The sequence below is a fragment of the Duganella phyllosphaerae genome (genome assembly GCF_001758785.1).
Classification (GTDB): domain Bacteria; phylum Pseudomonadota; class Gammaproteobacteria; order Burkholderiales; family Burkholderiaceae_D; genus Rugamonas; species Rugamonas phyllosphaerae.
This window is the reverse complement of sequence record NZ_LROM01000066.1, coordinates 50,049-75,615: the sequence shown is the minus strand read 5'-3', so window position 1 is coordinate 75,615 and position 25,567 is coordinate 50,049. Positions and strand designations below refer to the sequence as shown.

The window sequence follows — 25,567 nt, the reverse complement described above, 5'->3', positions numbered from 1 at the left end:
AACATTCCCGGAATACTAAGCCACACCATATTGCAACGCAACATGATGGAACGACCATACCTTCGTGCGGTTTCCGGTTCAACCACGACGGAATGCGGCGCTGCGGGGTACCGGGTCAATATTCACTACTAAATAATCTATTGATGATTATTCTTAGCATAAATGTGTCTATGAAGAAATTACTTGGCCCTCTTGCCAATATTTTTACGACACAGAAATAATTGCGACGTGATATTATCCGTTTCTTGGTGGCAATTGTCACACATTCTAACTTGTCTCTTCCAATAACACACCAGGGCGCGCCGTCGCTCATTGCCTGAAGGATTCTTTTATGACTTCGTTACGTAATTTGAAGCTGGCAACCAAGTTGGGGCTGGCGTTTGCGCTGGTGCTGGCGCTGGCTGCAGCAGTCGATATCTTTGCCATCGTAAAACTGGCGCAGATCAACAGCGCATCCACCGAGTTGTCCGAGCGCTGGATGCCGGCGATGCGCGTGGTACAGGACCTCAAGGCCCAGATCGCCCGCGTGCGCACCCGCGAATTCCAGTACATCATTTCCACCGACCCGGCCGAGATGGACAAGTACGACAAGGTCATCGCCAACGACCTGGTGGACCTGCGCAAGATGCAGGACACCTACGCCAAGCTGATTGCCACGCCCGAAGAAAAAGCGCTCTACGGCGAATTCCTGTCGCTGTGGGACCGCTACATGATCGAAGACGGCAAGATCCGCGCCGCCTCGCGCGCGGCCGAGAGCGACACCGCGAAACAGCTGCTGCGCGGCGAATCGAATAAATTGATCGTCGCCCTGCGTGGCCAGATCGACAAGCTGGTCACGCTGTACGGCGACGGCGGCGACGCCGCCTCCGATAAAGCCGATGCGCTGTACGACTCGGCGCGGTTCTGGATCATCACGTTGCTGATCGGCTCGGTCGTACTGGGCGCCCTGTGCGCGACGCTGATTACACGCTGGCTGGTCAAGCGACTCGGTGGTGAGCCTGACTACGCGGTCAAAATTGCCGGCAAGATTGCCGACGGTGACCTGACAGTTGCCATCGACACCCGCCCCGGCGACCAGGACAGCCTGCTGTTCGCCATGAAATCGATGCGCGACAGCCTGGCCGGCCTGGTCCAGGAGGTGCGCACCGGCACCGACACCATCGCCACCGCCTCGCAGCAAATTGCCGCCGGCAATGTCGACCTGTCGGCCCGTACCGAGCAGCAAGCTGCGTCGCTCGAGGAAACCGCCGCGTCGATGGAAGAGCTGACCAGCACCGTCAAGCAAAACTCGGCCAGCGCCAGCGAGGCGAACGACCTGGCGCTGAGCGCTTCGGCCGTGGCGCAAAAAGGCGGCGCCGTGGTGTCGCAGGTGGTGCAGACCATGGGCTCGATCAACCAGTCGTCGCGCAAGATCGTCGACATCATCGCCGTCATCGACGGCATCGCGTTCCAGACCAATATCCTGGCCTTGAACGCGGCGGTCGAGGCTGCGCGCGCCGGCGAACAGGGTCGCGGCTTTGCCGTGGTCGCTTCCGAAGTGCGCAACCTGGCCCAGCGCTCGGCAGCGGCAGCCAAGGAAATCAAGGAACTGATCAGCGACTCGGTCAACCAGGTCGAAAGCGGCAGCAAACTGGTCGAGCAGGCCGGCGCCACCATGGAAGACGTGGTGGTCAGCGTGCGTCGCGTGACCGACATCATGAGCGAGATCAGCGCCGCCGGCGCCGAGCAGCGCAACGGTATCGAGCAGGTCAACACTGCAATCGCCGGCATGGACGCCGTGACGCAGCAAAACGCCTCGCTGGTGGAAGAGGCAACGGCCGCTTCGCAGAGCATGCAGCAGCAGGCTGCCGCGCTGAGCGAGCTGGTGTCGGTGTTCCAGTTGGCCAGGTCTTCGGGCCGAGCTTTCGCTCCCAGTTCGAACCGCAAACGTCTCCCGGCTTGAGTTTCCTCACGCGAATGCTAAGTGGCGCACATATAGCGCACATAAGCCAGGTGTGAGCAGTGGTAAATTGCCGCAAGACAATGTTACCCTTCTCGTTGCCCACCGTGAAGGAATCCGACCATGACATTGCCAGCCGAAACACCGTTCGACCAACCCGACCTCGCAGCCTTGCTGGAACACAGCGACGCTGAGGCGCTGGACACCTTGGGTTTCGGGGTGATCGGTTTTGACGACGACGGCCGCGTCCAGCGTTACAACGCGTTCGAATCGCAGGCGGCCGGCCTGCGCGCCGCACGCGTGCTGGGCCAGGACCTGTTCCTCGCGGTGGCGCCGTGCATGAACAACTTCATGGTGGCCCAGCGCTTTGCCGACGCGCGCGCGGAAGGCGTGCCGCTCGACGACACCATCAACTACGTGCTGACCTTGCGCATGCGCCCCACCAAGGTCAAGCTGCGGCTGCTGTACCTGCCCGGCGCCACGCTGGGTTACGTGCTGGTGCAGCGGCCGTGAGCACCGCGCCCGACCATCCCGATGCGCAGGAATACGAAGCGCTGCTGCAATTCATGTACATGGCGCCGGTGGGACTGGTGCAGCTTGACGCCGATGGCGCCATCCAGATGCTCAACCCGGTGTCGGCGCAACTGCTGATGCCGCTCAGCCGCGACGGCGAACTGATCAACCTGTTCGACGCACTGGCGCCGGTCGCCCCCGATCTGCGCCAGCAATGCGCCAGCTACGCCGCGCCGCAAGGCCCGATTTGCGACGCCATCCGCCTGTATGTGCACGCGGACGACAAGAGCGGCGGTCCCCAGGTGATGTCGCTCAGCATGTTGAAACTTGACGCCGACCGCTTGATGGCGGTGCTCACCGACGTCACCGAACAAGACCGGCGCGAGCGCCAGTTGCGCAAAACCGATGCCTGGCTCAATGCCATCATGACCAATATCAGCGACTACGCCCTGGTCAGCCTCGACCGCCAGGGCCGGGTCGAATCGTGGAACGAAAGCATACAGCGCGTGACCGGCTACCAGGCAGAGGCCATCAAGGGCCAGCCGTACGCCCGCTTCTATCCCGACGGCGCCACCACCGAGGCGCAGCAACTGGACCGCCTGCGCGAAGCCGACGAGAACGGCTGGACCCTCGACGAGGGCCTGCGCCAGCGCGCCGACGGCAGCGAATTCTGGGGCAGCGCGATGATTTCGCCGCTGCCCGCGCGCGCCGACGACACCGCGCCTTCGCCAGTCCCCCGGACCGATGACGATCCTGCCTACTGCATGATCATTCGCGATATTTCCGACCGCCGCGACCTGAGCGAAAACCTGCGCAAGGCCGCCTACAGCGACCACCTGACCGGGTTGTCGAACCGCCGCGCCTTCTTCGAAGCAGCCGACCTGGAACTGACGCGCCGCCTGAAAGCCGTGCGCCCGGTGGCGCTGCTCGTGATCGACGCCGACCATTTCAAGGCCATCAACGACCGCCATGGCCACCCGGCCGGCGACGCGGTACTGGCCCACCTGGCCCAGACCATGCGCAGCGTATGCCGCCAGGTGGACGTGCTCGCCCGCATCGGCGGCGAGGAATTCGCCGTCATCCTGCCGTCCGTGGCGCTGGACGACGCGCGGGTGATCGCCGAACGCCTGCGCGCCGAGGTGGTGCGCACCCCCGCCCTCTACGAACAACAGACGATCGCCTATTCGATCAGCATCGGCGTGGCGGTCATGGACGATACCCTTACCGGCTTCGATGGCCTGATCAAGCGCGCCGACGAAGCGCTGTACGCGGCCAAGCGGCGCGGCCGCAACCAGGTAGCGATCTGGCAGAACCCGGCACCGGAGCAGGCATGAGCGAAGGCGAACTTGCTTACGAAGCGCTGGTACAGTTCCTGTACCGGGCGCCGGTGGCGCTGATCCAGTTGCAGAAGGACGGCGCCATCGAACTGCTCAACCCGATGGCCTCGCGCCTGTTGATGCCGCTGGCGCCGGACGGCGACATGGAAAACTTTTTCCACGTGCTGCGCCGCCACGCGCCGGATTTGCCGCAGCTGTGCGCCCAATTTTCGGACCAGCAGGGCGTGGTCTGCGAAGGCCGCCGCATCGTCGTGGACGAAACCCATGGCGCTGCCGACGGCCCTGCCGTGCTTTCGCTCGGCCTGCTGAAACTCGACGACAACCGCCTGATGGCGGTGCTGCTGGACGCCACCCACGAAGTGGTGCGCGAACAGCGCCTGCTGGCCAGCGCGGCCCAGCTCGATACGCTCACGCAGTTGCCCAACCGTGCCGGCACCATGACCCTGCTGCGCAAGATGACAGCGCGCACCAGGTCTGCCACCGGAGACCACTGCGCGGTGCTGCTGGTCAACCTCGACCGCTTCAAGCAGGTCAACGATACGCTGGGCAACGCGGCAGGCAACCAGGTCATTACGCTGGTGGGCGAACGCCTGCGCTCGACGCTGCGCTCGGGCGGACGTCCCGGCGACGGCGGCATGGTGATGGAAGCGGTCACCCGCGTGGGCGGCGACGAGTTTGCCGTACTGCTCGACGGCTTGCCGGAGCCCGGCGTGGTGGAGCGCATCGCCAGCCGCCTGCTCGAGCGCCTGGGGCTGCCCTACCGCGTGCGTGAACAGGAGCTCGCGCTGACGTTCAGCCTGGGGCTGGTGGTATTGAAAACCGGCGAGAACGATGCCGACGACCTGCTGCGCGACGCGGCCATCGCCATGGCCGTGGCCAAGGCGCAGGGGGGCAACCGCGCAGTGGCGTTCGAGCAGGAAATGCGCGACCAGGCACTGCTGCGCAGCAGCCTGGAAGCGGATTTGCGCACCGCCGTCGAACGCGCCGAACTGTTCAATGTGTACCAGCCAGTGGTGGGCCTGCTGGCAGACGGCCACATGGATCCGGGCGCGGGCGTGGAAGCGCTGGTGCGCTGGCGCCACCCGGTGCGCGGCCTGGTGAGCCCCATCGATTTCATCGGGATTGCCGAATCGACCGGCCTGATCCACGCGATCGGCGAGCAGGTGCTGGCCACCGCATGCCGCGACTTCGTCGCCTGGCAGCGGCAACTGAGTACTGCCGCGCCGCGCCTGCTGGCGGTCAACCTGTCACGCGCGCAACTGACCCAGGCCGACCTGTGCGACAGGGTGGCCGCGATTCTGGCCGCCAGCGGCATGCCGGCGGCGCAACTGCAACTGGAAATTACCGAAAGCCTGGCGGCGCAAGGCGCTGATATCCAGCACCAGCTGCTCGGCCTCAAGCAACTTGGCGTGAAGCTGGCGCTCGACGATTTCGGCACCGGCTATTCGTCGCTATCGAGCCTGCACCTGCTGCCGGTGGATACAGTCAAGATCGACCGCTCGTTCGTCAGCCTGGCAGCGAGCAGTGCCCACCACAAGGTGCTGATCGAAGCGACGGTGCTGGTCGCCCGCAGCCTGGGCATGACCACGGTGGCGGAAGGCATCGAAACCCTGGAACAGGCCAATGTGGCCCATGCGCAAGGCTGCGACAAGGGGCAAGGTTATCTGTACAGCCGGCCGCTAGAGAGTGCAGCGTTGCAGCAGTGGCTCACTGCGCATGCGGCGCAGCCAGCAGCTGCGCATTAATTCAGCCCCAGCGGTTGGCGGCAAACCAGCCGCCGGCGGCTGCGGCCGCCGTGAGCACCGCGCCCCAGGCGATATCGGCCAGCGTCAAGCCCAGCGGCCAGACCTTGAGGATGGCGTAATTGGTCAGATCGTAAGTGGCGTACGCGGTCAAGCCCAGCACCGCGCCATGCACTGCCGCGGTCTGCCAGCTGACTGAGCGCAAGCCGGGGGCCACGGCCAGGAACGCCACGCCGGCGGCAAACAGCAGGTAGAAGGCGGCGGCGCTGGCCAGCCGCGGTTGCGGCAGCATCAGGTCCCCCAGCGCCGACTTGTAGGCGGGCGCCATGTACAGGCCGATCCACAAGGCGTCGAGGATCAGCATGGTGAGCAAGGTGCCGCCATAGGCCAGCAGCCACTGTTGCACACTGAGGGCTTGCGCCGGATCGGTAGCGGCCATGGGATGTCCTTATCTCGACAACTGGTTTGCTTCGGGACGATAAATCTGACCTTGCACGGCATTCAAGCGCGGCGGCATGATTTTCAGCGCGTACGCGATGGTCTCGCGCAGCGGCTTCGCCTGTAACTCGCTGTCGTACGGCGTGGACCGCTGCGGCAGGCCGTCGGCGCGGCGCGCCTCTTCCCAGTGTTGCAGCCAGCTCACGTTGTCGGCCATTCCCCACAGCAGGAAATCGCGGCAGCGCGGGTAGCTCAGCGTCAGGTCGAGATAATCGCGCGCAATCGCCGCCACGCCGGCGTCGCGCGCGGCCAGGTCGGCCGGCAACTGGCGGTCGTTGACATCGAATTCGGTGATCAGGAGGTCGTAGCCCATCCCGGACACTTCGTCGAGGAACTTTCGCCATTCGCTGCCGGCGGCTGTGGCTGCAGCAGGCAACGTGTTGCCGACATGGCTTTGCAGCCCGAGCGCGTCGATCGGCGTGCCGCGTGCGCGCAGCGCGCCCAGCAGCGCCAGCACGCCGGCGCGGTGTTTGGCGCTGCCGGGGCCTGGCCCCATGTAATCGTTGTAGACCAGCTGGGCGCCAGGCGCGAACTGGCGCGCCAGCACGAACGCCATGTCGATCTGTTCCAGCGCACCCATCTTCTGGTTCAGGACGTTGACGATCAGCTCGCCGGTCTTGGGATCGACCGCCTCGTTGACGACGTCGTAGCTGAACATGTCACGGCCGAAGTGGGTGCATACCGCCTTGATGTGCTCGGTCATCAGACGCTCGGCCACGCGCGCTGGCTCCGGGCCGAAATCGTACTGGTTGACCCAGTCCGGCAGCCAGCGCCGCGATTGCCACAGCAAGTTATGGCCGCGCACCAGCATGCGCCGCTCCCTGGCCCACGCGACCATCTCGTCGGCGGCCGCAAAGCGGTGCGGCCCCGGTTGCGGCTGCAAGGCCGGCCACTTGGTGGCGTTCTCGGACACGACCATGCCGCATTCGCGCTCGAGCAGCTGCCCGTAAGCGGTGTCGGCAAAGCGGACGCCCGCGCCCGCCCCGCCTCGGCCGCCGACAGCGCAGCCGAAGCGCATGCCTTTTCTGGCGGCGAGATCTTTCAGCGATACGTCGCTGGCAGCGACGGCGGGCAACATCAGCGCGCCGGCGGCGGCGCCAAACATGGTGAGTACGGTTCTGCGGTTGGGCATGGTTCTCCTTCGAGGAGTTGCCATCTTAATGCAAGCGGCGCACGCTGGACAAGGTTTGCTTTGCTGACGGTAGCGATCTGGACGGCAGCGCCGGTCGCAGGTATTCTTGGGCGACCACCACTGATAAAGGATGCACCATGATCGTCGAATTACGTGTTTATCACTGCCTGCCGGGCCGCCTGCCCGCCCTGCACGAGCGCTTCCAGAACGTCACGCTGCCCCTGTGGGAAAAACACGGCATCGAACCGGCCGGCTTTTTCACCACCCTGGTGGGGCCCAGCAACCAGACCCTGACCTACCTGCTCAAGTGGAACAGCCTGGCCGAGCGCGAGACCAAATGGAATAATTTCATGGTCGATCCCGAATGGATAACAAAACGCGCGGCGTCCGAAGCCGAGGCGCCGATCGTTGGCCATATCGAGAATTCGTTCCTGTCGCCGACCGGGTATTCGCCACTGCGCTGATTTCCGCTGCAGGATTTTTGTGGCAGGCCTCTACGCAGACGGCTTAACGACCGACTTGGCAGAGGCCTTCGTCACTGGCTTGGCTGCCGATATCCTTTCGTCCGGTGGAATGACTTCTACTTTAAACCGTACATTCAGTGCACCAAGGACGCGCGTGATCGTCTCCATGCGCGGCTGGCTATTCGGCCGTAGCGCCTTGTATAAACCTTCGCGCGCCAGGCCGGACGCCTTGGCGATTTCCGCCATCCCTCGCGCACGCGCCACGTCGCCGACCGCAGCTGCAAAGATAGCAGCATCATTTGTTTCCAATGCCTGAGTAATGTATGCAGCAGCAGCCTCATCGCTGGTAATGTATTCCGCAGGGTCGAATTCGATCAGACCCAGTCCGTCCAGATCGGCCAGAGTGATTCCGTGCTCATCCATGATTAACTCCCTACCGATGTATTGTCCGTGAATAATGGCGTTGCGCCTGGAACTAAAGGCATCACTGTTTAGAGGACTTGGCTGCCGGCTTTGCGGTTGGCTTGCCGACCGTTCTGGTCCTCGCCGCAGACGCAGTCATCGCCCAGGCCGCGTTGAAGATTAGAAATCTTCTGAACAATGGTCGCCCGAGTAATCTCATCCTTGATTCCGTCAAGCCAGGCCTGAAACGATGGAGTGAGCTTCGTCGTCTTCATGCATCCATTGTATTCACTCGATTACGGTGCTGCAATCTAAAATACCCATGGATGGATAATTTTCGCGTGCAGCACCTGGCCTACATTACTGGGACAGGTTCTTACCAGCGGTACGTCGCCGACAACACCGCGTTGCGCTTGGCGCCAAACCAGCAGTCGCCCCGGCTCAGGCAGGTGGCCACGTAGGTTTTGTTGCCGAGGTTGTTGACGTTGAGCGCCACGCGCCAGCTCGGGCTGTCCCATGACAACATGGCGTCGACCAGGGTGACGTCCGGCGTGGTCGGAGCGTTGCCGTCGCGGAAGGCGTTCATGTGGCGCACGCCGCCGCCCACCGACAACCCGGTCACCCCGGCAGCGGCAAAGCTGTACTTGGTCCACAGCGACGCCTGTTGCGACGGGATACCGTTGAGCTGCTCGTCGAGGTCGATGTAGTTGTACTGGGCAATCAATTCCAGCCCCCTGGCCACCTGGCCGCGCGCTTCCAGTTCAACGCCACGGGCGCTGGTGCTGTCGAGCTGGGCCGACAGCACTGGCGTGACGGCCACCAGCTGGTTCTTTTCTTTCCAGCGGTACGCGGCGGCGTTCAACGACAGGTTGCGACCGGCCGGCTCGTACTTGACGCCCGCCTCCCATTGCTCGCCGCGCAGCGGCTTGAAGACCTGGCCCTGGGCGCTGTTAGCCACCGGGGTGAACGATTCGCTATAGCTGACATACGGCGACACGCCGCTGTCCGACAAATACATCAAGCCAGCGCGCTTGGTGGTCGCGCTCGATTTCTGACTCTCCGCGCCCTCGGTCTCGTTGCGCGCCTTGTCGTGGCGCAGGCCCAGGGTGAGCAGCAGTTTCGGCGTCAGGTTCAGTTGATCCTGCACGTAGAGGCCGGTCTGCTTCTGGGTATTGGCCGCCAGCAGCGCCAGGTCATCGAAGGTAAAACCGGTATAGACCGGGTTATAGACGTCGATCTGGGTCGCCACCGGGTAGCCGGCCGAGCCGGTCTGCTTGTAATGCAGGTAGTCCACGCCGAGCAGCAGCTTGTGCTTGATGGTGCCGGTGACCAGGTTGCCTTCCACCGAGTTATCGAGGCCGAACACCTTGGTCTGCGCCAGCGAGGCGCTGGCAAAGCGGTCCACCACGCGCTGGTTGACCGGGTCGGCGTTGAAACCGCCCGGCAGCGAGAACGAGTCGGCGTAGATGGTGCGGTAGTCGTTCTTGTTGTACGAGTAGCGCATGTTCTGGCGCAGTTTCCAGTCGGGGTTCAAGGCTGTCTCGAAAGTCCAGCCGATGGTCTTGCGCTTGGTGTTGTACTGGTCGAAACCGGGCTCGCCGATGAAGCGGTTGGTTGGAATCTTGCCGTTCGGGTTGCTCGTCAGCACGCCGGACCACGGGAAGAACTGCGAGGTGGAGCCGGTTTTATCATCCTGCCACAGGGCCTGCAAGGTCAGCGTGGTGTCGGCGTTGGGTTTCCACGTCAATGATGGCGCCACCAGCGCATGGTCGTCCGGTACATGATCGACCTGGGTGTTGGCGTCGCGCTTGACCGCGACCAGGCGGTACAGCCACTTGCCGTCTTCGGTCAGCGGGCCGGTGAAGTCGCCCTGCACCTGCTTGCGCTGGTAGCTGCCGACCTGCACGCCGATCTCGTTCTGCGCCACGGCCTGCGGGCGCTTGCTCACCATGTTGACCACGCCGCCGGTGCCGCCCTGCCCGTACAGCATGGCGGCGGCGCCGCGCAGCACCTCGATGCGCTCGAGCGTGTACGGATCGGTACGGGCGGTGCTGGTGTAATAGCTCATCGACTTGCGCACGCCGTCCAGGTATTCGTCGGGCGAGACGCCGCGCACCAGCATGCCGTCGTTGCGCGAATCGATGCCGTAGGCGTCCGAGCGCACGCCGGCTGCGTAGTTGAGCGCGTCCTGCAGGTTGCTGGCGCCCTGGTCGATGACCTGGTCGCGTGTGACGATGGTGACTGCCTGCGGGGTTTCCGACAACCTGGTATCGGTCTTGGTGGCGGTGGCGCTGCGTTTGGCCAGGTAGCCGGCAACCGCACTGGTGGCCGTTTCACCCTGTCCCGTCACCAGCACCTGCTGCAGGACGGCGATGTCGGTCGCGGCTGGGGCGGTGGCGCCGGTCTGATCCTGGGCCTGTGCCAATGCCGGGGCGGCGCTACCGACGGCCAGTTCGGCCAGCAAGACTGCAAGCACCAGGCGGCGCGGTTGAAACGAAGAGACACGGTGCGACATGGCGGGAGTTCCTTGTGTTGAGAATGATAATAATTCGCATTCTAAGTAATTCAGCGCGGACCAGCAAGCAGCACACGCCTCGTACGGCTATAATGATAATCATTCCTATTATCGATGCACCGTCCACGTGTCGCCCACCACCATGCAAAAACCCGCCTTCACCATGTCGCCGTTGGCGTTTGCCGCCTTCCTGGTAGCCACCACCGCCCACGCCCAGAGCAGCACCGCCATCACTGCTGCCGAACCTGAAACGCTGCCAACGGTCACCATTACTGCCTCGGCCGACGCGTCGAAGGACGGCCTGTCGAAAGCCTACGCTGGCGGCCAGGTCGCGCGCGGCGGCCGCCTCGGCATCCTCGGCAACGTGGATATGATGAGCGCGCCGTTCAACGCCACCAATTACACGGCGCAATTCGTCGCCGACCAGCAAGCGGCCAGCATCGGCGACGTGCTGGCTGCCGATCCCGGTGTGCGCGTCACGCGAGGCTTCGGCAATTTCCAGGAATCGTACGTGATCCACGGCTTCGAGCTGTACTCGGACGACGTCGGCTACAACGGCCTGTACGGCATCTTGCCGCGCCAGTATGTCTCGCCGGAATTGCTCGAACGGGTGGAAGTGTTCAAGGGCGCCAGCAGCTTCCTGAACGGCGCCGCGCCCGGCGGCAGCGGCCTCGGCGGCGCGATCAACCTGGTGCCCAAGCGCGCCGGCAACACCCCGCTCACCGAGTTCACGGCCGGCATCGCCAGCGGCGGCCAGGGCTATGGCGCGCTCGATATCGGCCGCCGCTTCGGTGACAACAACCAGTTCGGCGTACGCGTCAATGCAGTCAAGCGCAAGGGTGAAACCACTGTCGATGACCAGCGCAGCGAAGTGAGCCTGTTGACGGTGGGACTCGATTACCGCGCCGGCAACCTGCGCGTTTCGGCCGACCTCGGCTACCAGGACTTCGACCTGACCGCGCCGCGCCCGAGCGTGACCGTCAGCGGCACGGCCGTGCCAGCCGCACCAGACGCTTCGAAGAACTTTGCCCAGCCGTGGACGTACTCGAAGGAGCGCGACACCTTCGGCACCGTGCGCGCCGAATACGACGTCAACCAGAACGTCACCGCCTGGGCAGCCTTCGGCGGCCGTGCGGGCGTGGAAAGCAACAGCCTGGCGAACATGACCTCGTTATCAAGCGACGGCTCGGCCAGCTTCTACCGTTTCGACAACGCGGGCAAACGCAACACGCGCACCGGCGACCTGGGCGTGCGCGGCAAGCTGGCCACCGGCGCGGTCACGCACACGCTGGTGGCGTCCGCCTCGGGCTTCTGGCTCGATTCGCGCAACGCCTACGGCTTCGGCGGATTCGGCCTCGGCAATACCAACCTGTATGCGCCGACCACGACTTTCATTCCCACGTCCGCCCTCTCCTACGGCAACGACATCAACGATCCGCGCACCACGCAGAAGGCTATCCTGTCAAGCTACGCCATTGCCGACACCCTCGGCTTCCAGGGCGACACGGTCCTGCTGACGCTGGGCGCGCGCCGGCAGACCATCAAGGACCAGGGCTACGCCTACAACACCGGGCTGGCCACCGCCACCCACTACGACGCCAGCGCCACCACCCCGGTCGCGGCCGTGGTTTACAAGGTGCGCAGCGACCTGTCGCTGTACGCCAACTACAGCGAAGGCCTGGTGCAAGGCGGCATCGTCGGCAGCGATTACTCGAATCGCGGCACGGTGTTGTCGCCATACAAGACCAAGCAAAAGGAAGTGGGCGTGAAATATGATGGCGGCAAACTCGGCATGACCGCGGCGCTGTACACCGCCGCCAAGCCGATCGGCACCGGTGTGCTCAACGGCCTGTACACGCTCGGCGGCGAACAGCGCAACCGTGGCCTCGATGTGAGCGTGTTCGGCGTGCCTGCGCAGGGCTTGCGCCTGCTCGGCGGCCTGTCGCTGCTCGAAGCCGAGCAGCGCGGCACCGCGTTCTCCGGCAAGGATGCGCTCGGTGCGCCGAAGACCCAGCTCAACCTGGGCACCGAGTGGGATGTGCCCGGCGCGGCCGGGCTGGCCCTGACTGCCCGCGCGGTTTACACGTCCAAGCAGTACATCAATCCGGCCAATACCATGGAAATCGGCGCGTGGACCCGCTTCGACCTGGGCGCGCGCTACGTCACCCGCATTGCCGACCGCGACGTCACCCTGCGCGCGCGCATCGACAACGTGGCCGACCGCAACTACTGGGCCTCGGCGGTGGTGTCGTCCGACTCGGGCGCGCTGGTGCTGGGGGCGCCGCGCGGCGTCACGCTGTCGGCCACGGTAGGGTTCTGACCGCTCCGATAGTGTCAGAGCAGTTGGCGGATTTTTTCTCCCAGCATGTCGAAGCGGAATGGCTTGGGGATGATGTCGAGCGGCGTGCCCAGGTCGCCCTGCTCGGGTAACTGGTCCATGTAGCCGGTGGCGGCGAGCAGCTTTACCTGCGGGTAGTCGCGCGCCACCGCCTGCGCCAGCGCGATGCCGCTCATCCCGCCCGGCATCACGATGTCGGTAAACATCAGGTCCACCTGCTCGCCCCGGGCCAGGTACGCCAGCGCAGCGTCAGCGCTTTCAACCGCCTTGACCTGGTAGCCAAGCGCTTGCAGGAACTCGGTGGTCAGCATCAGGATGTCGGCATTGTCGTCCACCACCAGCAGCCGCTTGCTGCGCCACCGGCTGCGCTCAACCTCGGCCGGCGCATTGTCAGACGCCTCTGCCGCCCCCGCTGCCGCCTTGTCCGCAGCCGGTGCCGGTGGCGACGCAGGCGCGGACGGGAACCTCAGCGTGACCGTGGTGCCCTTGCCCAGCGTGCTGGCAATGTGCAGCTTGCCTTGCGACTGTTCGGCAAAGCCATGCACCATTGCCAGGCCCAGGCCGGTACCTGGTCCCTTGGTCGTAAAAAATGGCTCTGTGGCGCGCCGGACGACTTCGTCCGCCATGCCGGGCCCGCTGTCCTGGATCGCCACTTCCACGCACGGATGGGCGCCGTTCGCCAGCAGCTTCGCTGGCGCCGTGCCGGTGAACTCCCGGGTGGCAATCGTGATCGCGCCGCCATCGGGCATGGCTTCGCGCGCATTCTTGACCAGGTTGAGCAGCGCCGAGTCGAGATGATCGGCATCGACCTGGCACTGCGGCAAGTTGGTACCGAGGTCGAGGCGCAGCGTGATCGACTTGGGCAAGGTGGGTCCCAGCATGTCCGCCAGGCCCAGCACGACCTGGTTCAGCGACACCAGCTTGGGATGCAGATTCTGCTTGCGGGCGAACGTGAGTAGTTTCTGGGTCAGGCGGGTGGCCTTGTCCAGCGCGCCCCGGCTGCGCTCAAGGGCGTCGATGGCCGAATTCGATCCGTGCAACTGGCGCGTGGCCAGTTCCAGGTTGCCGGTGGCCACGTGCAGCAGGTTGTTGAAGTCGTGCGCCAATCCCGCCGTCAGCGCGCCGATCGCTTCCATTTTCTGGGCCTGGATCGACGACTGGTGCTGGTTGAACTTGTCGGTAATGTCGAGCTGGGACGCAAAATAGTACAGCAGCTCGCCGTCTTTATCGAACACCGGCCCCATGAACAGCCCGTTCCAGAACGGCGTCCCATCGGCCTTGTAGTTGAGGATATCGACTGCCACGGCGCGGTGCTCTTCGATACCGTGCCTGATCTCGGCCACCGTGTCGCGGTCGGTATCGGCCCCTTGCAGGAAGCGGCAGTTGCGGCCCAGGATCTGGCCTTCGGCATAGCCGGTCAGGTCCAGGAAAGCGCCGTTGGCAAACACGATCGGGTTATCGGGCTGGCGCGGGTCGGTGATGATCATCGGCATGCGCGTCATTTCGACCGCCGCAAAAAATACATTGCCACGGTCCTCGATACCGTCCTTGCTGACGTAAGTGGCCTGCCAGTGTTCCATGCCGGGATTGCCCAGTGGGTTGTAACTGCTGCCGTCCATCTGGCCGTCGGCCTTGATGCCGGTTGCCCCGTCCGCAGATGCGTCGCCACCGTGGTCGCGCACCGATTTTCCGATTGCCATGGTTCCTCCTGTTGAACTCGCAAGGTAACATTGGCGTTAAACAAATTCTGTGAGGTTGCTAACTTGTCGCGCAGCGCAAGAAAAGACACGATTGTTTTTTCAACAGCGTGGAGAGTTGCCAGCATGGCGATTTTCGGCAATAATGCGATTAATTCTCATTTGCATATGGCGCCATGTCTGCGGTCACTTCCGTCCCCTGCCCCGATGTGGCAGAAATGTATTGCACCCATCGCCGCTGGCTGCACACCTGGTTGCAGCGCCACCTGGCCGACACCGGCACCGCAGCGGATCTCACCCAGGACACCTTCATCCGCGTGCTGACCACCCGTTCCATGCAAGCGCCGCGCGAATCGCGCGCCCTGCTCACGCACATCGCCAAAGGTTTGCTGATCGATTACTGGCGCCGCCGCGACATCGAACAGGCGTATCTGCAAGCGGTCGCCCATCTTGCCGAGCACGAAGCGCCTTCGCCCGAAACCAGGCTGATGCTGATCGAAGCACTGGTCGCCGTTGACAACATGCTCAGCACGCTGAAGCCGTTGACGCGACAGATGTTCCTGATGGCACAGCTCGAAGGCATGACGCTGGCCGAGATTGCCGTCCGCACCGGCAAACCGGCCATCACGGTGCGCCGCCACATCCGGCGTGCGCTGCTCGCCTGCATGAGCACGCAACAATAACCCGGTCCGGCGCCCATGACTTCCACCACGCCGGTTCCCTACGCGCTGCTCGAAGAAGCCGCCGACTGGGTGATCACCCTGTGCTTTGGCGAACCGCACGCGAGCGACCGGCAAGCGTTCGCGCAGTGGCACGCGCGCAGCCCCGCGCACGCAGCGGCGTGGGCCAGGGCCGAGGCCATGCATCGCAGTTTCGAGCAGGTATCGTCCCCACTCGGCATGACGACACTGCAAGGAATCGATCACGGCAGCCGCCGCCGCACCCTTGCCAGACTCGGCGCGCTCCTGGTGGCCGTGCCGGCAGGCTGGCTGACCTGGCGCAGCTGGCACGAGCTGGCGCCGCCGCAATGGACGGCCGACGTGGCGACGTCCAAGGGGGAGCGGCGGACCCATACGCTGGGCGACGGCACCGAGCTCACGCTCAACGGCAATAGTGCCGCCGATGTCGTGTTCACCGAGACAGAGCGACGCGTGATCGTGCGTGCCGGCGAGGTCCTGGTCGTCACGCATGCCGACCGCACCCCCGCTCCCCGTCCGTTCCTGGTGGAAACACCGCACGGCACGGCGCAAGCACTGGGTACCCGCTTCAGCGTGCGCCTGGCGGACGGCGCCACCCGCGTGGCCGTGATCGAGCATGCGGTGCGGATTGCACCGCGCAGCGGCCAAGCGCGGCTAGTACACAGCGGGGAGCAGGTCACGTTCGACCACGCCACCGTGCTGCAGTCCGGCGCCGTGGATCCCAACAGTTACCTGTGGCAAAACGGCATGCTGGTCGCGCGCAATATGCGCCTGGCGGACGTGATCGCCGAACTGGACCGGCACCGTCCCGGCTTTCTGCGCTGCGCTGCGTCCATTGCCGACCTGCGCGTGTCCGGCGCACTCGCGCTCGACGATGTCGATGCCAGCCTGGCCACGCTGGCCCAGCGTTTCCCGGTGCGCATCAGGCGCTTGCATCCTTACTGGACCGTGGTTGAACCGCTGCCAACATCGGCCACGGAAAAATATTCGACGAAAAAGTGATCACTTTTTCCGCCTCGTCCGGCGTAGGGGGTAATGGCGTCCATGCACGCTGCCATCCACTTCGATCCAGGAAACTGAACAACCATGAAACCTACCCTTCACCGCGCACCCGGCCTGCGCCCGACCTCTCTTGCCCTGGCCCTGATGCTGATCGGTACCGGCGCCCTGTCACTGGCGCCGCTCTCAGTCCATGCGCAACAGGCGCCAGCCAAGCGCAGCTATGCCATCGCGGCCGGCCCGCTCGGTGATGTGCTGGCCGAGTTTGCGGCCGTCTCGGGCGTGCGGCTGGTGTTCGAGCCGGCCCGGTTTGACGGCATGCGTAGCGCCGGCTTGCGCGGTGAACATGGTATTGCTGACGGCTTCGCGCTGCTGTTGCACGAGAGCGGCTATCGCGCCGTGGCCGGCAATGGCAGCGAATACATGCTGGTTGCGAACGCTGTCAGTGCCCGGGCCAGTGCGCCGGTCACCACGCTGGCGGCGGTCACGGTGGTGTCCGATGCGGCCGACGACCCGGTCTCCTACACGCGCCGTACAGTGTCGATCGGCAAGACCAGCCAGGCCCTGAAGGAGATTCCGCAATCGGTCAGCGTGGTCACGCGCCAGCGCATGGACGATCAAAACCTGACCTCGCTGTACGATGTGCTGGAAAATGTGACGGGCGTGGTCACCACCCAAAGCCCGATGGCAGGCAAGTATTTTTTCGCCCGTGGCTTTCCGATCACATCGCTCCAGTACGATGGCGTGCCGCTCACGCGGCAGTTCTATTCGCAGGCAAGCAGCCTCACCGAAAACATGGCGCTGTATGAGCGGGCCGAAGTGCTGCGCGGCAGCGCCGGCCTGTGGCAAGGCGCCGACAGCATGGGTGGCGCAGTCAACCTGGTGCGCAAGCGCGGACAGCAGGAAAAAACCACGGATGTCATTGCCAGGGCGGGGTCGCACGATTTGTATGGCGCGCAGCTCGATATCGGCGGACCGCTCAACGAGAGCGGCACCATCCGTGGCCGCGCCGTCCTCGACCACGACCGGCGCAACACGTTTATCGACTTTGTGGGCAGCAAGAACCTGACGGTCTACGGCGCCATCGATATCGACCTGACGGCGCGCACCACTGCGGGCTTCGGGGTCAGCCACGAAAGAACCGATGCCACGCCGTCGTTCGCGGGGTTGCCGCGCTACGCGGACGGTGGCGACCTGGGCCTGCGGCGCGGCACCTTCCTCGGCGCCGACTGGAACGACCTGTCGAACCGCCAGACGCGGGTGTTCGCGGACCTGGCCCACCGGTTCGACAACGACTGGCGCCTGAAGGTGGGCGCGGTGTACATGGATGAACACAACAAGTCGCTGTACAGCTATGGCCAGGGCAACATAGGGCGCGCCACCGGCACCGGAGCTACCCGGGTCGGTGTCGCCACCGACTTTGCCGGCGAACACGCCGGCTTCGACGCCTCGCTCAATGGCGCGTTCCAGGCTTGGGGCCGCGCCCACGAAGTGATCGTGGGGGCCAATTACTCGCGCTACACGTCGGACGACCGCTACGCCATCGCCGCCACCGGCCTGGGCACGGTCGATGTATTCAACCCCGACCCCTACCAGCCGAGATTCGACATGGACCGCCTGGCCGCGCTGTCCGGCGGCGTGTCCACCGGCGCCTACACCGTTACCAGCAAGGGCCTCTACGGCACGGCGCGTTTCGCGCTGAACGACCGCCTGCACTTGACCGTGGGCGGGCGCACCAGCTGGTACAGCAACAAATACGCGTCGGTCACTCGCTGGGGAGCCGATACCAGCCTCACCAGGAGCAGGGGCGAGTTCACCCCGTATGCCGGCCTGACGTATGCCTTCACGCCGAACTGGACTGGTTACGCCAGTTATGCCGAAGTGTTCGTGCCGCAAGCCGGCAGGACGGCCGTGCAAACCACGCTGGCCCCCATCGTCGGCACCAATGACGAACTTGGCGTCAAGGGCCAGTTGTTCGCGCAACGCGTGAACGCCTCGCTGGCCCTGTTCCGCTACCTGCAGGAAAACCGCGCCGTGCCCGACACCGATGGCGGACTGCTGTGCGACGGCGACTACTGCTCGCGCGCCGCCGGCAAGGTACGAAGCCAGGGGGTCGAGGCGGAGGTGGGCGGCAAAATCACCGCCGATCTCAACCTGTCGGCAGGTTATACCTACAACACGACCAAGTACCTGCAGGACAACACCAACGAGGGCAAGATCTTCAACCCGCAAGTGCCAAGGCACTTGCTGCGCGTCTGGGGCGACCAGCAGCTGAGCGGACCGCTGAGCGTGGGGATGGGCATGAATGTGCAAAGTGGCATCCAGGGGCGGGCCGAAACCGTGACCCAGGGCGGTTACACGCTGTGGAACGCACGCGCAGCCTACCGCCTCGATCGCCGCTGGACGCTGGCACTGAACGTCAACAACCTGTTCGATAAACGGTATTACGCCACCATCGACCGCACCAACTTCGGCGCCGTGTATGGCAACCCGCGCGAATTGGTGCTCACCTTGCGCGGACTGCTCTAGCCAGGGTGGCGGCGCCGGTGGTCGCGCACTGTTGTAATGTTTCTTTGCAAACATTTCATTATTGACGCTATGATGCGCTGCAACAGCACATTCTTTTGCATCCACCGTGAGCGCCTCGCCTGATCAATCCTCTCTCGCCGCGACCGACCGTCCCGGCATGCTGCACCTGTTCGCGCCCTACTGGGGCGCGCGCAAGCGCTGGCGTGCCTGGCTGCTGGTGCTGTTGTGGCTGGCCATCACGCTCGGCTCGTCATGGCTGTACGTCCGCGCCAACGAGCTCACCGGCGAACTGACCGACGCCCTGCTGGCCCGTCGCTGGGATGTACTGAAAAAAGTCATCTGGATGACCATCGGCGTCGGCTTGATGGTCGGTGCACTGGGCGTGGTGCGCACCGCCATCATCGACCTGATCGACCTCGACTGGCGCACCTGGCTGAGCAACCACTACCTTGAACAGTGGTTCAGCTCGAATGCCTACTACGACATCGATCCAGACGGTGCGCTCTCGAACGCCGACCAGCACATCGCCGAAGATGTCAGGCTGTTTGCCAACAGCAGCGTGGTCAACATCTCCAACATGATCAACGTGATCGTCAACATCGTGGCCTTCACTGCGGTCCTGTGGGGGCTGTCGGGCACCCTCACCATCCCCATCGGCGATGGCAGCCTGCGCATCCCCGGCTACATGGTGTATGTCGCGCTGCTCTACAACCTGGCGTACCTGATGCTGGTGCACTGGGTGGGCAAGCGCCTGATCGTGCTGGGCATGAAACGCCAAACGGTGGAAGCGAACTACCGTTACAGCGCCATGCAGGTGCGCGAAAACGCCGTGCAGATCGCCCTGTACGGCGGCGCCGACAACGAATTGCAGCGCTTGCGCCGCCGCTTCGCAAAAATCCGCGACAACGTGCTGGCCACGGTCGCGCGCAACGCCAAATTAGAGATGACCCGGACTGTCTACGGCCACCTGTTCGCCGTACTGCCCACGCTGACCGCCCTGCCGCGCTATTTCGCCGGCGAAATCACCATGGGCGGCGTGACCCAGGCCGTGGGCGCCTTTGGCCAGTTGAGCGCGTCGCTCGGTTACTTCCAGGAGTCGTACAAGAGTTTCGCGATGTGGCTGGCGCTGGCCAACCGGCTGCGCGATTTTTCCTGGGCCATCAACAAGGCGCAGGCGCGGCCGAACGGTTTTACCGTGGCGCGCGCCAGCCAGGACGGCATACACAGCAGCGTGCTGACCCTGCGCACCCCGGACGGCGACGCGCTGGCCGACGTGGCCCCGCTGCAACTGGCGGCAGGCAGCCGCACGCTGGTGCGCGGCCCGTCCGGCACCGGCAAGAGCACGCTGCTGCGCACGCTGGCCGGCCTGTGGCAGCACGGCGCCGGCACCGTCACGCTGCCGGCCGCGGCCCGCATCATGTTTTTGCCGCAGCGTAGCTACCTGCCGAGCGGCACCTTCAAGGCTGCCATGTGCTACCCGATGATGCCCGACCAGTTCGACGACGCCACCTGCCGCCGCGTGCTGGATGCCTGCGGCCTTGGCGGCCGCATCACGTCGCTCCATACGCGCGACAACTGGCAGCAATTGCTGTCCGGCGGCGAACAGCAGCGCGTGGCCTTCGCCAGGGTGCTGCTGCAACGGCCCGACTTCGTCTTCCTCGACGAAGCGACCAGCGCACTCGACCCGGCCACCGAGGCCAGGCTGTACGAGGCCTTGATCAACGAACTGCCCGACACCGCCATCATCAGCGTGGCGCACCGCACTGCGGTGGCCAAGTACCACGACGACATCATCGAGCTGGTGCCGAGTGCGGCGCAGGCGGCGTGACACGTAGCCAACAGTCCCGGCCGTTCGATTGCCCGGGCTATCCATTTCTCCTCAATGCGCCGACAGCATCGCTTCGGCACCTTGCTTGTCGTGAACCGCAAACCTGTCAACCAACGTAGAGCTTGCTTCATTCAGGCCGATGATCTCGACAGCAACAGCCTCGCGGCGGAACTTGAGCACAACCTTGTCGAGCGCGCTGACTGCCGTGATGTCCCAGAAATGCGCGCCTGCCAGGTCTATTCGGACAGTGTCGAGGACTTCCTTGAAATCGAAGGATTTGATGAAGTTGTCCGCTGAGGCAAAAAACACCTGGCCAGTCACCACGTAGGTGCGAACGCGGTCCGCGTCTTGCCTGCGTGAGCTGATGTGCAGGATGCCCCCGATCTTGTGCGCGAAGAAAAATCCCGAAAGAATCACCCCCACCAGCACGCCCTTGGCCAGGTCGTGGGTCGCGACGACGACGATCACGGTGGCCAGCATCACGGCACTTGAACTGATGGGGTGCTCGCGCAGATTGCGCAGCGAGGACCAACTGAAGGTACCGATCGCAACCATGATCATGACCGCGACCAGCGCGGCCATCGGGATGCGCGCCACCCAATCGCCAATGAATACCACCATCAGCAACAGGAAAACGCCGGCAGCGAAGGCGGACAACCGGCCGCGCCCACCCGACTTGACGTTGATGACGGACTGGCCAATCATCGCGCAGCCGGCCATCCCGCCCAGGAAGCCGGTCGTGATGTTGGCAATGCCCTGTCCCACGCACTCGCGGTTCTTGTTGCTGTTGGTGCCGGTCAAGTCATCGACAATTGATGCGGTCATCATCGATTCGAGCAACCCGACGACCGCCAGTGTCGCGGCCACCGGAAAAATAATGGTCAAGGTCTGCCAGGTCAATGGGATATCGGGCAGGAGGAAAACAGGCAGGCTGTCGGGCAGTTTGCCCATGTCCCCGACCGTGCGCACGTCGAGACCGAGGAACATCGACACGGCGGTCAGCACGACGATCGTCACCAGCGGCGACGGAACCGCCTTCGTGATGTACGGGAACAGGTAAATGATGGCCAGGCCGGCACCGGTCAACGCATACACTTGCCAACCGGCATGGGTGAGCTCGGGCAACTGGGCCATGAAAATGAGGATAGCCAGTGCATTGACGAAGCCCGTGATCACCGAGCGCGAGACAAAGCGCATCAGCACACCGAGGCGCAGCGCGCCGGCCAGAACCTGCAGTACGCCGGTCAGAATGGTTGTGGCCAGCAAGTACTGCAAGCCATGCTCCTTCACCAGCGTGACCATCAACAAAGCCATTGCGCCGGTAGCGGCTGAAATCATGGCGGGACGTCCCCCGGAAAAAGCGATGACCACCGCCATCGAGAACGAAGCATACAAGCCGACCTTGGGATCGACTCCGGCAATGATGGAGAAGGCGATTGCCTCGGGAATCAACGCGAGCGCAACGACAACGCCGGCCAGCAGATCATGTGGAATATTGGAGAACCAATCACGGCGGATGGTTGATGGGGACATGGTTTTTCCTTCCCAGCCGGTGTGGCTGGCGTTAACTTGAAAGATGCAGCCGATCGCGCGCCAGGAGACAGGCGCAGGCGGACTACGGCAAGAACGATGACGCAAAGCGACCATGCCCGCATGAGCGAGCTGGTGCAAATTGGATCAGGCAGGAAAAGATGTTACGGCGGAGTAACTGAGCAGAAGTACCCGAGCGGCATACCCGAGCCGGCGAACACGGGAACCCCGGGCTTTGTTGCCGCACATTGCGTGGCGCGTGGCGCGCGCGGATCGCAAACTGCGGGGGCAAATGGAGGGTTCTGGGCGGTCATGGGCATCATTTTGAAGCTCAGCAACCGTCTTCGTCAAGGGAAAGAGATATGCTGCGCGATTCCCAAAATATTCGATAATGATTGAATTGTCGAAGTATCGAGTTTATTATGCTTCCATAATTATTGAATAATGAAAGCAGTTACGATGGATACCAAAGAGGTTCTGGCCGCGCTGGCGGCTATTGCGCAGGAAAGCCGGCTGGCCATTTTCAGGTTGCTGGTGCAGGTTGGCCCCGGCGGCATGGCGGCCACCAAGATTGCCGAGCAGCTCGAGATCGCGCCGTCGTCGCTGTCCTTTCACCTCAAGGAACTGACGCACGCCAGGTTGATCACCTCGCGCAGCGAAGGCCGCTTCGTCATCTACTCGGCCGATATCGGTGTGATGAACGGCTTGATCGGCTATCTCACCGAAAACTGTTGCGGCGGCGTGCCTTGCGGACCGTCGGCCTGCCAAACCACTGCATCCACCTGACCGGAGAACTCCCCATGCAAGAACATGTTTGCACCGTACTGTTCCTCTGTACCGGCAACTCGTGCCGTTCCGTGCTGTCTGAAGCCACTTTCAACCATCTCGCCCCAAGCGGCCTGAAGGCGATCAGCGCCGGCAGCCAGCCCGCCGGCAAGCTGCATCCGCGCGCAGTTGCGCTGTTGCATAGCAAGGGCATCTCGACCGAGGGCTACTACAGCAAATCGTGGGACGACCTGCCGGTGACACCAGACATCGTGGTCACCGTGTGCGGCAGCGCAGCCGGTGAAACCTGCCCGGCCTACCTCGGCCCGGTGCTGCGCACGCATTGGGGCGTTGACGATCCCGGCCACGTGGTCGGTACCGAGGAAGAAATCAACATCGCCTTCGAGCAAACCTACCGCATCATCCGCGCCCGCATCGAGGCGTTCCTGGCATTGCCGCTGGACCAGCTGGCCAACGACAGGGCGCAGTTCAAGGCCGAACTCGACAAGATCGGCACCATCCTGGCCTGAACCGCAGCCGCGCATTCACGGCCGGCCCCAGGGCCGACCGGCGCCCCCTCGTCTGAAACAATTTACAAGGAGCGCTCGTGCTTCCCGCCTTTTTGATTTTCCTTGCCACCCTGGTCCTGGTGATCTGGCAGCCGCGCGGCCTTGGCATCGGCTGGAGCGCTGCCGCTGGCGCCACTGTTGCTCTGCTCGCCGGCGTGATCCACGCTAGCGACATCCCTGTGGTGTGGCACATCGTCTGGAACGCCACCGGCACCTTCGTGGCCGTGATCATCATCAGCCTGTTACTGGACAAGGCCGGCTTCTTCGAATGGGCAGCCTTGCACGTGGCGCGCTGGGGCCGGGGCAGCGGCCAGCGCCTGTTCGTGCTGCTGGTGTTGCTGGGCGCGGCCGTGGCGTCGGTGTTCGCCAACGACGGCGCAGCGCTGATCCTCACGCCGATCGTGATCGCCATGCTGCGCGCCCTGAAGTTTTCCGCCAGGGCCACGCTGGCGTTCGTGATGGCCGCAGGCTTCATTGCCGACACCGCCAGCCTGCCGCTGGTGGTGTCGAACCTGGTCAACATCGTTTCTGCCGATTACTTCGATATCGGCTTTGCGCGCTACGCTGCCGTGATGGCGCCAGTCAACCTGGTGGCCGTGGCCGCCACGCTGGGCGCCCTGCTGTGGTTCTTCCGCGCGGATATTCCGGCCAACTACGACCTGTCACAACTGAAGGCGCCTGCCGAGGCCATCCACGACCGCGCCACCTTCGTCGCCGGCTGGTGGGTGCTGGCGTTGCTGCTGGCCGGGTTCTTCTGGCTCGAGTCGCTCGGGGTGCCAATCAGCGCGGTGGCGGCAGCTGGTGCGCTGCTGCTGTTGGTCATGGCCGCCCGTGGACACAAGGTTTCGACCCGCGAAGTACTGGTCAGCGCCCCCTGGCAGGTCGTGGTCTTCTCCCTCGGCATGTATTTGGTGGTCTACGGGTTGCGCAACGCCGGCCTCACCGATTACCTGACCGCCGTGCTCAACGAGTGCGCCAACTACGGCGTCTGGGGTGCAGCACTCGGCACCGGCGTGATCACCGCTATCCTCTCATCGATCATGAACAATATGCCGACCGTGCTCATCGGCGCGCTCTCAATCGACGCGACGACATCCACCGGCGTGGTGCGCGAAGCGATGATTTACGCCAACATCATCGGCAGCGACCTGGGGCCGAAGATCACGCCGATCGGCAGCCTGGCCACGCTGTTGTGGCTGCACGTGCTGTCGAGCAAGGGCATCCAGATTTCCTGGGGCTATTACTTCCGTGTCGGCATCGTATTGACGCTGCCGGTACTGCTCATCACCCTGGCCGCACTGGCAGTGCGCCTGGCTTAATGGAGTTCCGATCATGACTGACAACCGCACGGCGCCCGACGCCGACCTGCCCAATATCGATCCGGCGCTGCTGGACCTGCCGACCATGGACAAGCTGGCCCCGGTCGGCGACCTGGACCACCCGCCACGCATCCTGATGCTGTACGGCTCTTTGCGGGAGCGCTCGTTCAGCCGCCTGCTGACCGAGGAAGCGGCGCGCATCCTCGTGCACTTCGGCGCCGACGTTAAAATCTTCAATCCGATGGAACTGCCCATGGCAGGCAGCGTGGCGGAAGATCATCCGAAGGTGGTCGAGCTGCGTGAACTGTGCCTGTGGTCCGAAGGCCAGGTATGGTGCAGCCCCGAACGGCATGGCACCGTGACGGCCGTGATGAAAAACCAGATCGACTGGATCCCGCTGGAAATGGGCGCCATCCGTCCCAGCCAGGGCCGCACCCTGGCGGTGATGCAGGTATGCGGCGGCTCGCAGTCGTTCAACGTGGTCAACACGCTGCGGCTGCTGGGCCGCTGGATGCGCATGTTCACCATCCCGAACCAGTCGTCGGTGCCGATGGCGTACAAGGAGTTCGACGAGGACGGACGGATGCGGCCGTCTGCCTACTATGAGCGCGTGGTGGACGTGATGGAAGAACTGTTCAAGATGACCTTGCTGCTACGCGGCCGCACCGATTATCTGACCGACCGCTACAGCGAACGCAACGAGCGCTCGATGAAAGCCATCGACCACGCCATCAAGAGAATCTGACTTTATAA

Annotated in this window: 22 protein-coding genes; 15 read left to right on the top strand and 7 right to left on the bottom strand. The window is 63.9% G+C overall.

Going from position 1 to position 25,567, the window contains the following annotated elements; genetic code table 11:
* Positions 1 to 331: 331 nt before the first annotated feature.
* The 4 genes from DUPY_RS07745 (at position 332) to DUPY_RS07730 (ending at position 5,534) form a co-directional block, all read left to right on the top strand.
* A complete protein-coding gene (locus tag DUPY_RS07745) occupies positions 332 to 1,942 on the top strand; it encodes a methyl-accepting chemotaxis protein (RefSeq protein WP_070247248.1) in 1,611 nt (536 codons plus the stop codon).
* 120 nt (positions 1,943 to 2,062) lie between these two features.
* Positions 2,063 to 2,452, top strand: a complete 390-nt coding sequence (locus tag DUPY_RS07740; RefSeq protein ID WP_070247247.1) for a phosphonate transporter — start codon at positions 2,063 to 2,065, stop codon at positions 2,450 to 2,452.
* On the top strand, positions 2,449 to 3,786 hold the full coding sequence (locus DUPY_RS07735; RefSeq protein ID WP_084640595.1) for a sensor domain-containing diguanylate cyclase: 1,338 nt from the start codon (positions 2,449 to 2,451) through the stop codon (positions 3,784 to 3,786). The genes DUPY_RS07740 and DUPY_RS07735 overlap by 4 nt, the downstream gene beginning before the upstream one ends.
* Positions 3,783 to 5,534, top strand: coding sequence for a putative bifunctional diguanylate cyclase/phosphodiesterase (locus DUPY_RS07730; protein WP_070247246.1), 1,752 nt, complete (start codon positions 3,783 to 3,785; stop codon positions 5,532 to 5,534). The genes DUPY_RS07735 and DUPY_RS07730 overlap by 4 nt, the downstream gene beginning before the upstream one ends.
* 1 nt (position 5,535) lies before the next feature.
* On the opposite strand, the gene DUPY_RS07725 is transcribed toward DUPY_RS07730, so the two are convergent.
* On the bottom strand, positions 5,536 to 5,970 hold the full coding sequence (locus DUPY_RS07725) for a DUF2177 family protein (protein ID WP_208600010.1): 435 nt from the start codon (positions 5,968 to 5,970) through the stop codon (positions 5,536 to 5,538).
* 9 nt (positions 5,971 to 5,979) lie between these two features.
* Positions 5,980 to 7,161: an endo-1,4-beta-xylanase gene (locus tag DUPY_RS07720; RefSeq protein WP_070247245.1), complete on the bottom strand. Its 1,182-nt coding sequence runs from the start codon at positions 7,159 to 7,161 to the stop codon at positions 5,980 to 5,982.
* 137 nt (positions 7,162 to 7,298) lie between these two features.
* Between DUPY_RS07720 and DUPY_RS07715 the strand changes: the two genes are divergently transcribed.
* Positions 7,299 to 7,625, top strand: coding sequence for an NIPSNAP family protein (locus DUPY_RS07715; RefSeq protein ID WP_070247244.1), 327 nt, complete (start codon positions 7,299 to 7,301; stop codon positions 7,623 to 7,625).
* Positions 7,626 to 7,655: 30 nt separating this feature from the next.
* Here the strand turns inward: DUPY_RS07715 and DUPY_RS07710 are convergent, their stop codons facing one another.
* The 3 genes from DUPY_RS07710 to DUPY_RS07700 form a co-directional block, all read right to left on the bottom strand.
* Complete coding sequence (locus DUPY_RS07710) at positions 7,656 to 8,048, bottom strand: addiction module antidote protein (protein ID WP_070247243.1); 393 nt, start codon at positions 8,046 to 8,048, stop codon at positions 7,656 to 7,658.
* A 68-nt stretch (positions 8,049 to 8,116) separates the two neighbouring features.
* Positions 8,117 to 8,302: a type II toxin-antitoxin system RelE/ParE family toxin gene (locus DUPY_RS07705; protein ID WP_070247242.1), complete on the bottom strand. Its 186-nt coding sequence runs from the start codon at positions 8,300 to 8,302 to the stop codon at positions 8,117 to 8,119.
* A 101-nt stretch (positions 8,303 to 8,403) separates the two neighbouring features.
* Positions 8,404 to 10,542 (bottom strand): TonB-dependent siderophore receptor, encoded by a 2,139-nt coding sequence (locus DUPY_RS07700; protein ID WP_070247241.1) that lies wholly within the window; start codon positions 10,540 to 10,542, stop codon positions 8,404 to 8,406.
* A 142-nt stretch (positions 10,543 to 10,684) separates the two neighbouring features.
* On the opposite strand from DUPY_RS07700, the gene DUPY_RS07695 reads away from it, so the two are divergent.
* Positions 10,685 to 12,862 (top strand): TonB-dependent receptor, encoded by a 2,178-nt coding sequence (locus DUPY_RS07695; protein WP_070247282.1) that lies wholly within the window; start codon positions 10,685 to 10,687, stop codon positions 12,860 to 12,862.
* Between the two features lie 14 nt (positions 12,863 to 12,876).
* Here the strand turns inward: DUPY_RS07695 and DUPY_RS07690 are convergent, their stop codons facing one another.
* On the bottom strand, positions 12,877 to 14,580 hold the full coding sequence (locus DUPY_RS07690; protein ID WP_070247240.1) for an ATP-binding protein: 1,704 nt from the start codon (positions 14,578 to 14,580) through the stop codon (positions 12,877 to 12,879).
* Positions 14,581 to 14,753: 173 nt separating this feature from the next.
* Between DUPY_RS07690 and DUPY_RS07685 the strand changes: the two genes are divergently transcribed.
* The 4 genes from DUPY_RS07685 (at position 14,754) to DUPY_RS07670 (ending at position 20,631) form a co-directional block, all read left to right on the top strand.
* On the top strand, positions 14,754 to 15,260 hold the full coding sequence (locus tag DUPY_RS07685) for a sigma-70 family RNA polymerase sigma factor (RefSeq protein WP_070247239.1): 507 nt from the start codon (positions 14,754 to 14,756) through the stop codon (positions 15,258 to 15,260).
* A gap of 15 nt (positions 15,261 to 15,275) precedes the next feature.
* Positions 15,276 to 16,277, top strand: a complete 1,002-nt coding sequence (locus DUPY_RS07680) for a FecR family protein (RefSeq protein ID WP_070247238.1) — start codon at positions 15,276 to 15,278, stop codon at positions 16,275 to 16,277.
* An 84-nt stretch (positions 16,278 to 16,361) separates the two neighbouring features.
* Positions 16,362 to 18,803, top strand: coding sequence for a TonB-dependent siderophore receptor (locus DUPY_RS07675; protein ID WP_070247237.1), 2,442 nt, complete (start codon positions 16,362 to 16,364; stop codon positions 18,801 to 18,803).
* Positions 18,804 to 18,909: 106 nt separating this feature from the next.
* The gene (locus DUPY_RS07670) at positions 18,910 to 20,631 is read left to right on the top strand and encodes an ABC transporter ATP-binding protein/permease (RefSeq protein ID WP_141749461.1); all 1,722 of its coding nucleotides are present in this window, start codon (positions 18,910 to 18,912) and stop codon (positions 20,629 to 20,631) included.
* Between the two features lie 51 nt (positions 20,632 to 20,682).
* On the opposite strand, the gene DUPY_RS07665 is transcribed toward DUPY_RS07670, so the two are convergent.
* On the bottom strand, positions 20,683 to 22,164 hold the full coding sequence (locus tag DUPY_RS07665) for a SulP family inorganic anion transporter (RefSeq protein WP_070247235.1): 1,482 nt from the start codon (positions 22,162 to 22,164) through the stop codon (positions 20,683 to 20,685).
* Between the two features lie 96 nt (positions 22,165 to 22,260).
* Between DUPY_RS07665 and DUPY_RS27830 the strand changes: the two genes are divergently transcribed.
* The 5 genes from DUPY_RS27830 to arsH all read left to right on the top strand — a co-directional run bounded on the left by DUPY_RS27830 (position 22,261) and on the right by arsH (position 25,559).
* On the top strand, positions 22,261 to 22,560 hold the full coding sequence (locus DUPY_RS27830; RefSeq protein WP_141749460.1) for a hypothetical protein: 300 nt from the start codon (positions 22,261 to 22,263) through the stop codon (positions 22,558 to 22,560).
* Between the two features lie 60 nt (positions 22,561 to 22,620).
* Positions 22,621 to 22,947 carry an ArsR/SmtB family transcription factor gene (locus tag DUPY_RS07660; RefSeq protein ID WP_070247234.1) on the top strand — a complete coding sequence of 109 codons (327 nt, stop codon included), beginning with the start codon at positions 22,621 to 22,623 and terminating at the stop codon, positions 22,945 to 22,947.
* Positions 22,948 to 22,961: 14 nt separating this feature from the next.
* Positions 22,962 to 23,456 (top strand): arsenate reductase ArsC, encoded by a 495-nt coding sequence (locus tag DUPY_RS07655; protein WP_070247233.1) that lies wholly within the window; start codon positions 22,962 to 22,964, stop codon positions 23,454 to 23,456.
* A gap of 77 nt (positions 23,457 to 23,533) precedes the next feature.
* Positions 23,534 to 24,814: an arsenic transporter gene (locus DUPY_RS07650; RefSeq protein ID WP_070247232.1), complete on the top strand. Its 1,281-nt coding sequence runs from the start codon at positions 23,534 to 23,536 to the stop codon at positions 24,812 to 24,814.
* 13 nt (positions 24,815 to 24,827) lie between these two features.
* Entirely contained in the window at positions 24,828 to 25,559 is a 732-nt protein-coding gene (gene arsH / locus DUPY_RS07645; RefSeq protein ID WP_070247231.1) for an arsenical resistance protein ArsH, read from the top strand.
* Positions 25,560 to 25,567 lie beyond the last annotated feature (8 nt).

What these genes read in the sequence shown, in the direction of transcription:
- arsH (WP_070247231.1), top strand. Translation starts at nt 24,828, where the DNA reads ATGACTGACAACCGCACGGCGCCCGACGCCGACCTGCCCAATATCGAT.
- DUPY_RS07685 (WP_070247239.1), top strand. Translation starts at nt 14,754, where the DNA reads ATGTCTGCGGTCACTTCCGTCCCCTGCCCCGATGTGGCAGAAATGTAT.
- DUPY_RS07680 (WP_070247238.1), top strand. Translation starts at nt 15,276, where the DNA reads ATGACTTCCACCACGCCGGTTCCCTACGCGCTGCTCGAAGAAGCCGCC.
- DUPY_RS07705 (WP_070247242.1), bottom strand. Translation starts at nt 8,302, where the DNA reads ATGAAGACGACGAAGCTCACTCCATCGTTTCAGGCCTGGCTTGACGGA.
- DUPY_RS07675 (WP_070247237.1), top strand. Translation starts at nt 16,362, where the DNA reads ATGAAACCTACCCTTCACCGCGCACCCGGCCTGCGCCCGACCTCTCTT.
- DUPY_RS07715 (WP_070247244.1), top strand. Translation starts at nt 7,299, where the DNA reads ATGATCGTCGAATTACGTGTTTATCACTGCCTGCCGGGCCGCCTGCCC.
- DUPY_RS07695 (WP_070247282.1), top strand. Translation starts at nt 10,685, where the DNA reads ATGCAAAAACCCGCCTTCACCATGTCGCCGTTGGCGTTTGCCGCCTTC.
- DUPY_RS07710 (WP_070247243.1), bottom strand. Translation starts at nt 8,048, where the DNA reads ATGGATGAGCACGGAATCACTCTGGCCGATCTGGACGGACTGGGTCTG.
- DUPY_RS07700 (WP_070247241.1), bottom strand. Translation starts at nt 10,542, where the DNA reads ATGTCGCACCGTGTCTCTTCGTTTCAACCGCGCCGCCTGGTGCTTGCA.
- DUPY_RS07740 (WP_070247247.1), top strand. Translation starts at nt 2,063, where the DNA reads ATGACATTGCCAGCCGAAACACCGTTCGACCAACCCGACCTCGCAGCC.
- DUPY_RS07665 (WP_070247235.1), bottom strand. Translation starts at nt 22,164, where the DNA reads ATGTCCCCATCAACCATCCGCCGTGATTGGTTCTCCAATATTCCACAT.
- DUPY_RS07725 (WP_208600010.1), bottom strand. Translation starts at nt 5,970, where the DNA reads ATGGCCGCTACCGATCCGGCGCAAGCCCTCAGTGTGCAACAGTGGCTG.
- DUPY_RS07730 (WP_070247246.1), top strand. Translation starts at nt 3,783, where the DNA reads ATGAGCGAAGGCGAACTTGCTTACGAAGCGCTGGTACAGTTCCTGTAC.
- DUPY_RS07655 (WP_070247233.1), top strand. Translation starts at nt 22,962, where the DNA reads ATGCAAGAACATGTTTGCACCGTACTGTTCCTCTGTACCGGCAACTCG.
- DUPY_RS07660 (WP_070247234.1), top strand. Translation starts at nt 22,621, where the DNA reads ATGGATACCAAAGAGGTTCTGGCCGCGCTGGCGGCTATTGCGCAGGAA.
- DUPY_RS07720 (WP_070247245.1), bottom strand. Translation starts at nt 7,161, where the DNA reads ATGCCCAACCGCAGAACCGTACTCACCATGTTTGGCGCCGCCGCCGGC.
- DUPY_RS07690 (WP_070247240.1), bottom strand. Translation starts at nt 14,580, where the DNA reads ATGGCAATCGGAAAATCGGTGCGCGACCACGGTGGCGACGCATCTGCG.
- DUPY_RS27830 (WP_141749460.1), top strand. Translation starts at nt 22,261, where the DNA reads ATGACGCAAAGCGACCATGCCCGCATGAGCGAGCTGGTGCAAATTGGA.
- DUPY_RS07745 (WP_070247248.1), top strand. Translation starts at nt 332, where the DNA reads ATGACTTCGTTACGTAATTTGAAGCTGGCAACCAAGTTGGGGCTGGCG.